At 66.8% G+C, this 7090-nt stretch carries 6 protein-coding genes; 2 read left to right on the top strand and 4 right to left on the bottom strand.

Going from position 1 to position 7090, the window contains the following annotated elements; all coding sequences use genetic code 11:
• Positions 1–311 precede the first annotated feature (311 nt).
• A complete protein-coding gene (locus ACE3P2_RS17830; protein WP_374266945.1) occupies positions 312–1577 on the top strand; it encodes an IS256 family transposase in 1266 nt (421 codons plus the stop codon).
• A gap of 686 nt (positions 1578–2263) precedes the next feature.
• Entirely contained in the window at positions 2264–2746 is a 483-nt protein-coding gene (locus ACE3P2_RS17825) for a hypothetical protein (RefSeq protein WP_374266943.1), read from the top strand.
• A gap of 25 nt (positions 2747–2771) precedes the next feature.
• Here ACE3P2_RS17825 and ACE3P2_RS17820 read toward each other — a convergent pair whose 3' ends face one another.
• From ACE3P2_RS17820 to ACE3P2_RS17805, 4 genes are all read right to left on the bottom strand, one after another.
• Complete coding sequence (locus tag ACE3P2_RS17820) at positions 2772–3293, bottom strand: hypothetical protein (RefSeq protein WP_374266941.1); 522 nt, start codon at positions 3291–3293, stop codon at positions 2772–2774.
• A complete protein-coding gene (locus ACE3P2_RS17815) occupies positions 3290–4096 on the bottom strand; it encodes a M23 family metallopeptidase (RefSeq protein WP_374266939.1) in 807 nt (268 codons plus the stop codon). Before ACE3P2_RS17815 ends, ACE3P2_RS17820 begins: the two co-directional genes overlap by 4 nt.
• Before the next feature lie 153 nt (positions 4097–4249).
• Positions 4250–4657, bottom strand: a complete 408-nt coding sequence (locus ACE3P2_RS17810; protein WP_374266937.1) for a cytochrome c5 family protein — start codon at positions 4655–4657, stop codon at positions 4250–4252.
• Positions 4658–4748: 91 nt separating this feature from the next.
• Entirely contained in the window at positions 4749–6956 is a 2208-nt protein-coding gene (locus ACE3P2_RS17805) for a TonB-dependent receptor (RefSeq protein WP_374266935.1), read from the bottom strand.
• Between the last annotated feature and the right edge of the window lie 134 nt (positions 6957–7090).

Here is a 7090-nt window from a genome sequence, read left to right as displayed (position 1 = left end):
GGGATTCGACCGAGAAGTAGTGAAACATCGAGGACTGGGGATCGACTTCGCCGCGCATCGTTGCTGTGCCTGGGGTTCGGGGGTACGGCTAGGACAGGCGGGTGGTCGGATCGTTCACTGGGTTTTGCATCAACCTGCTAGGGTCTGCTAAGGAGATTTGGGTGGCGGGCGTTGAGCGGAAGTTGGTGTCAATTGACGTACTACATAGACTCCCTTGTCGAAATTGACACCAAGGGCAATCGGCCGCTCGGAATCGAGCCTGTCCGAATTTTTGTGTTTGAGGCATAACGAAGTCCCGGAAAGGAATGGTTATGCCAAGGAAGAAACAGAAGTTACCGCTGCCGCCTGTAGCAGCGTTGCCGGAAGGCGCGCAGCAGTGGCTCGATCAGGTGGTGACGGGCCCGATGACGGCGGGGGCGGTGGAGGACGTGATGCGCGGGATCAAGAAAGCCTTGATCGAGCGGGCGCTTCAGGCCGAGCTGAGCCATCACCTGGGCTACGCCGAAGGCGAGGACAAGCCCGAATCGAGCGCCAACCAGCGCAACGGCACGAGCGGCAAGACGGTGCTCACCGACGACGGGCCACTGCGCATCGACATCCCGCGGGACCGGGCTGGGCAGTTCGCGCCGCAGCTGATCGGCAAGCACGAGCGACGCTTCACCGGCTTCGACGACAAGATCATCGCCATGTACGCCCGCGGGATGAGCGTGCGGGAGATCCAGGCGTTTCTGGTGCAGATGTACAACACGGAGGTGTCGCCGGACTTCATCAGCCAGGTCACCGAAGCGGTGATGGAGGAAGTGCGCGAGTGGCAGGGCCGGCCCCTGGAGGCGGTGTATCCGGTGGTGTTCTTCGACGCGCTGCGGGTCAAGATCCGCGAGGACGCAGTGGTGCGCAGCAAGGCTGTGTTTCTGGCGCTGGGCGTGCGGGCCGACGGCAGCCGGGAGATCCTCGGGCTGTGGATCGAGCAGACCGAAGGGGCGAAGTTCTGGCTCAAGGTCTTCAACGATCTGAAGCTGCGCGGTTGCGAGGACATCCTGATCGCCGTCACCGACGGGCTCAAGGGGATGGCTGAGGCGCTGGAGGCGGTGTATCCGCGCACGACGCTGCAGACGTGCATCGTGCACCTGCTGCGCAACAGTCTGAGCTACGCGGGCTACAGGGAGCGCAAGGCGCTTGCCGATGCCCTCAAGCCCATCTACCAGGCGGTGAGCGCCGAGGCGGCCGAAGCGGCGCTGGAGGCGTTTGCCGAAGGAGAATGGGGCCAGCGCTTCCCGACGGTGGCCGCGGCGTGGCGCCGGGCGTGGGAGCAGGTGATCCCATTCTTCGCGTTTCCGCCGGAAGTGCGCCGGGTGATCTACACCACCAACGCCATCGAGAGCCTCAACGCCGGGATCCGCAAGATCATCAAGACGCGGGGCCACTTCCCGACCGACGAGGCGGCCACCAAGCTGATCTGGCTGGCGCTACGCAACATCACGGCCGACTGGAAAAAGCCGATGCTGCGCTGGAGGGCGGCGATGAATCAGTTCGCCATCCTGTACGGCGAGCGCTTCATTCCGGCGGTGACAAAATGAGAACCGCCGATTGATCCCGGCCATGGCCAGGATCAATCGAAATTCGCCTTGAACACAAAATTACTGACACTCCCCGGGCGGCGGGGGCTGTCTTGATGTTGGAGGTGCAAACCTTCATGTTGGCCTGCGCTACCCTTATGTTGACCGCTGCAACCTTGATGTTGGGCCGTGCACTGTTCTTGTTGACGGCCCTAACCTTTATGTTGAGTCGTCAACTAAAGGGTTAGGGCGGTGCACTGTTTAGGTTGACGACCCAACATAAGGGTTTCGCCCGTCAACATCGTCTGTTGGGTCGTGCACTGCTTTCTGCGATGGTTTGATCGCCTTGATCCGTGGGCCGGCAGACGATGTCGGGTGGCGCGACGAAGGATCGGGCGGCAGGATCAAAGGCCGTGAGGCGGCAAACGCGGGGTTGGCGGGCGTGGCGGCGGGGGTGCGGGGGCTTTTGCTGCGCTCGCGGCGGCGCGAGGGGGTGTGGCGGGCGCCCTGCCCCTTTTTCGTGGGTCGATCAGGGGCTTTGTCGCCACGCAATCCGTGCCCTCGGCGGCGCCTTCAGGCATCATGTCGGCCCTTACCGCTCACGGGGAAACGCCGGGGATTGCCGCGTTTCCTGGCCTCCGTCGGAGGCGGGCCGGGCCTTGCCCGGCTTCGGGAGCCTAGAACAACTCGCCCACAAAGGCCCAATCATGTACCCCATCAACGACATCGACGCCCAGCTGCTGCTGGCTACCCTGATTGCTTCCAAACGGCGCCCGGCCGAGCTGGTGGAGATCGTCGCGGCGGCGGATGTGCTGGGCTGCCCGGTCACTTCAGGCAACCTTTGGGCGGAATCCTTCCGCCGTTTTGCCACCCACGATCTGATGGTGGCGGTGGATGGCGGTTACGCGTTGACGCCGGCGGCCCAGGCGCTGGGCGAGGGGCTGCCCAAGAAGGCCGATACGGCCGAGCGGGTGTTTCTGGTGCGCGAGCGCCTGGCCGAATACGCCCCGGCCGACAAGACCGCTTCGATCCCGGTGAGCGCCGAGCAGTTCGAGGCGGCGATGGCGGCCCACGCGGCCAACGCCAGCCAGGGCGGCAAGAACCTGCTGATGCCCAAGCCCAAGCAGAGCGAGGAAGAACAACGCCGCCGCGGCCCCCACCGCCGCTTCGGCGGACGCGGCCGCGAGTAAGCCCCCCGCGGGGGGCCGCTCTGGCTCAGGGGGTGTCCCCGCTGCGGGCGATGCGCCAGCGTCGCCCGTCCCACAGCAGGAGTTCGTCGATGCCGGCCTCGGTGCCCAGCAGCACGCCGTCGCCGCGCCAGCGTCGGCTGAGGCGCGGCCAGTCGCGGATGGCGGGATCGCTGCGGTGGAGCACCTTGATCGGCTTGTCCGCGGCCTCCCAGATCGGGGTGGAGAAGAAACGCGGGTGCTGGATCACGCTGCAGCGGTGGCCGTGGGCGACGATGAGGGCGGCTTCGCGGATGTTGTAACGGCGCCGGAAGCCGGTCCACGGATCGGCGGCCATCTCGACGAAACCGAGCGGCGTGCCCGGCGGGCGCACCCAAAGGCGGTCGGGCTTGCCGTCGCCGTCGAAATCGCCCTCCCACACCGGGGCGGGCTGTCCATCGACGATCGGCGGGCCGGCTTCGCACAGGCGGGTGCCGGCGTGGGTGGAGGGGGTGACGCAGGCGAGGCCGACGGCCACCCCTGCCGCCAGCCGGTTGAAACGAAGCATCATGCGTTGGCGAGTCTCGTTTTCCAGTCGTTGAGGAAGGGTGTCGGGTCGATGAGATCGGCGCGACGGTTGAACGATACGCCATCCGCACGCCGGGCGGCACTCGACGCGGGCTGGGTGAGCCCGCCGGCCACGTCGCCCCGGTACATTTCCAGATGCAGCATGGCGCTCGGCACCGCGATGCCGACCAGTTGGCCGACCCGGGCGATGGGCTGCCCCTTGCGCACCGCGTCGCCCTTGCGCAGGGCGCAGCCGGGCTGAATTTCGCCGTAGCGCAGCACGAAATCGCCGTGGTCGATCTCGAGGGCGTCGGTCTCGGCATAGAAGGCGTAGGGGGCGCGCAGCACGGTGCCGTCGCGCACGGCGAAGATCGTGCGCCCCACCGGCGCGTAGAGGTCGCAGCCGGCGTGGGCGCGGGTGCCGCCGCTGCGGTTGGCACCGAAGGCGCGCGGCGCGTGGGTCCAGTCGGCGGTGGCGGGCTTGTCGAACGGAAAGCACGAATCGCCCGCCGGCGGCACGCTGATGCTGCCGGCCACCACCGCCGCGAGACGCTGCCAGGTTCTGCCGCCGGGGTCGATGCGGCCGTCGACGGCGAGCCCCGAGAGCGCCTGAAACGCGCGGATCGCCTTGACGGTGCCAGAAACGCGCGGCGGCTTGAGGATGCCGCCATCCACCCCGCCCGGATCGATCTCGGGCCGGCCGAGCTGCGTGGCGGCCTGGGTGAGCCGTTGCTGGACGACGGTGACATCTGCGGGGTTGTTGCGGGCGCCTTTGTCCCAGGCGCCGACCGATGCGCTGATTTCCATGACGATCTCCCTTCGAACGCGGTGTTCGGGCGCTGCCTGGCGGCCACCGCCCTGCTGCTATCAGCATAGCCCGTGGCGGACGAAAAAAAGCCCGACCCTTGCGGGCCGGGCGGCGCGTTGGGAGGAACGCGCTTGGGGTGATCGCGGCGCGGCTTATTCGGCCTTGCTGACCATGAAGTCGACGATCGCCTTGATCTCGTCGTCCTGCAGGGCGGGGTTGCCACCCTTCGGCGGCATGGCGCCCTTGTTGCCGTTGAAGCCTTCGGTGGCGTGCTTGTAGAGCGTGTCCTTGCCCTGGGCGATGCGCGGGCCCCAGTCGGCCTTGTCGCCGAGCTTGGGCGCGCCGGCCACGCCGGTCTGGTGGCACATGGCACAGGTTTTCTTGAACAGTTCGGCGCCCTTGCCACCGTCGGCGGTGGCATCGGCGGCCGGTGCGGGCGCCGGCGCGGCGGCCACCGGCGCAGGCGCGGCGGCCGCCGCTTCGGTCTTGGGCGCTTCGGACTTGCCGCAGGCGGCGAGCAGACCAACGAGGATCAGGGGCAGGACTTTCTTGATGGACATGACATTTCTCGTGACTGAATGGGGTGACGGGATGGTATGCCGCCGCCCCGCGCGGGCTCATTGACCCGAATCAAGTCCCGCGGACGCCCCCTCAGAAACGCATCCGCAGACCGGCGCTGAGGGCGCGCGGCTGCGACAGGCTGCGGTTGTAGGGCTGGTTGTAGGCGTAGGCGTTTTCGGAGTAGGCCCGATCGAAGAGGTTGACCACGCTGCCGAAGACATCCACCGCAGGGCTCCAGGCCCAGGTGGCGCTGGCGTTGACGACGGTGTTGCTGCCCTGGCCGAAGCGCGTCGTGCCGTTGGTGCTGGTGGTGTCGAGGAGCATGGCGCCGATGTAGCGCACTTCGGCGAAGGTGCGCAGTTTTTCGAGCGGACGCCAATTGACGCCGATGCTGGCGAGATCCTTGGGCACGGCGACGAGTTGCACGCCCACCGGGTCGGTGACGATGTTGCCGTGGCGGGTGAGGTAGGTTTCGGTGCGGGTGTACCAGGCATCGAGGCTGAGGTCGTGGCGGATGCGCCAGTTACCGGTGAGTTCGACGCCGTGGGCGCGGCCGTCCTGATCGTTGGTGTAGTACTTGGCCGAGCCGCCGCAGCCGGGCAGCGCCGGGCCGCCGCAGATGAGCTGCACCTGGGCCGGGGCGCTGCCGGCCTTGGCGGTGTAAGTGGCGATCATGTCCTTGATGTCGTACATGAAATACGTGGCCGACAGGCTCAGCGGGCCCTTGCGGTAGTCGCCGCCCAGCTCCCAGCCGGTGAGGGTTTCGGGGGCGAGGTCGGGGTTGGCGATGGTGGTGCTGGTGCCGGTGCCGAAGGTGCGCGTGAGGTTGTTGAAGCCCGGCGCGCGGAAGGCCTTGTAGGCAGCGGCGCGCAGGGAGGCCGCATCGGTGAGTTCGTAGCGCAGCGCGAGGCTGGGGTTGAAGGCGCTCTTGTCGCTGGCCGGCAGTTCGCCCCCGGTGGTGACGCCTGCGGCAGTGCTGCGGGTGTTGGCCCGATCGCTGATGCGCCAGGTGTCGAAGCGGGCGCTGAGGGTGACTTCGAGCGGATCGATGGGGAAGACGCGGGTCTGCCCGAACAGGCCGGCGAAGGTCTGGCGGCCTTCGCCGAAGGTGCTGCTGTTGAAGTTGCCCTGGGGCACGGCGGGCGACGTGGGCGTGGTGTAGAAGCGCTCGGTGTCCTCGGCCTTGAGGGCGCGGTAGTCGATGCCGGCCTCGAAGCCGGTCCATCGCCCGGCGAGCCGCTGGCTGTAGATCAACGAGGCGCCCTGCTCCCGGTAACGCTGGTGGCCGTACTGGGTGTAGAACTCGACGACATGGTCGTTCACCGCCGCCGGGGTGAGGCTGGCGCTGTTGCTGTTCACGCAACTGGTGCCGCCCTGGTAGTAGCAGGTGCTGCCGTTGTACTTCTCGAAACGCACGTACTGGGCCCAGGCGTTGGCGGTGAGGCTGCTGCCGGCGCCGAGCGCCTTGGTGAGGTTGGCAGCGAAGTCGGGGCTGCGCTGCACGTTGCTGCCGTTCTCGTAGCTGATGTCCTGGTCCTGCACGTGGTAGCCCACGCGTACGAAACCCGAGAGGTCGGACGCGGGCTTGAAGTAGGTGGTGAGCTGCAGGTTGCGGTTATCGGCACGCACCGCGCCCTTGCCGGGAAAGCGCCACAGGTATTCGGACGGCGTGGTCTGGTAGCCATCGGTGTGATACAGGTCGGCGGCGAGGTGAAAGCTCAGGGCCTCGGACACCGCGAAGTTCTTGGACAGGGCGAGATTGGCAGTGCCCCGGCTGCCGATCGACATCGTCACTTCGCCGGCGTTGTCGCGGGCGCGCCGGGTAACCACATTGACCACGCCCGCCACCGCCATGTTGCCCCACAGGCTGGAGTTGCCGCCGCGCACCACCTCGACGCGTTCGATGTTCGACAACGGCAGCTTGAACCACTGGGTCGTCATGTAAAAGGGGTCGTGGATCGGCACGCCATCGAGCAGCACCAGCACCTTGGCGTTGCCGAGGCCCCGCATCTTGGTCTGATGGCCGGTGGGGTCGGACTGGCTGGCCGGCACGCCCGAGAAGTTCATCCCCGGCACGCCGCGCAGCAGCTGGTCGAGGGTCTGGGCGGGCGAGCGCTCGATCTCGTCGCGGGCGATGACCGTGGTGTGCAGGGGCATCTCTTCCACATTGGTCTCGCTGCGGCTCGCCGAGATGGTCACGGTTTCCAGTTCGCGCTCCGCGCCGGCATCGGCCGCCAGGGCGAACGGGGAATGAATCAATGCAATAGCCATGGCCAGCGGCCGGATCGGTGTCTTCACGCTTTTTCCTATTTTTTCTTATTCGGGATTCAATGAATCGAACGACGCGGATTATCGTCCTGCGCGCAAATCGCCCACCTGCGACAAATCGACGCACAATACCTCGACACGCCCGACAACCCGCTGATTCATAA

The sequence above is a fragment of the Zoogloea sp. genome (assembly GCF_041911615.1).
Classification (GTDB): Bacteria; Pseudomonadota; Gammaproteobacteria; order Burkholderiales; family Rhodocyclaceae; genus Zoogloea.
Note: the sequence above shows the minus strand (reverse complement) of the source record. Positions and strands in the feature narration are given on the sequence as shown.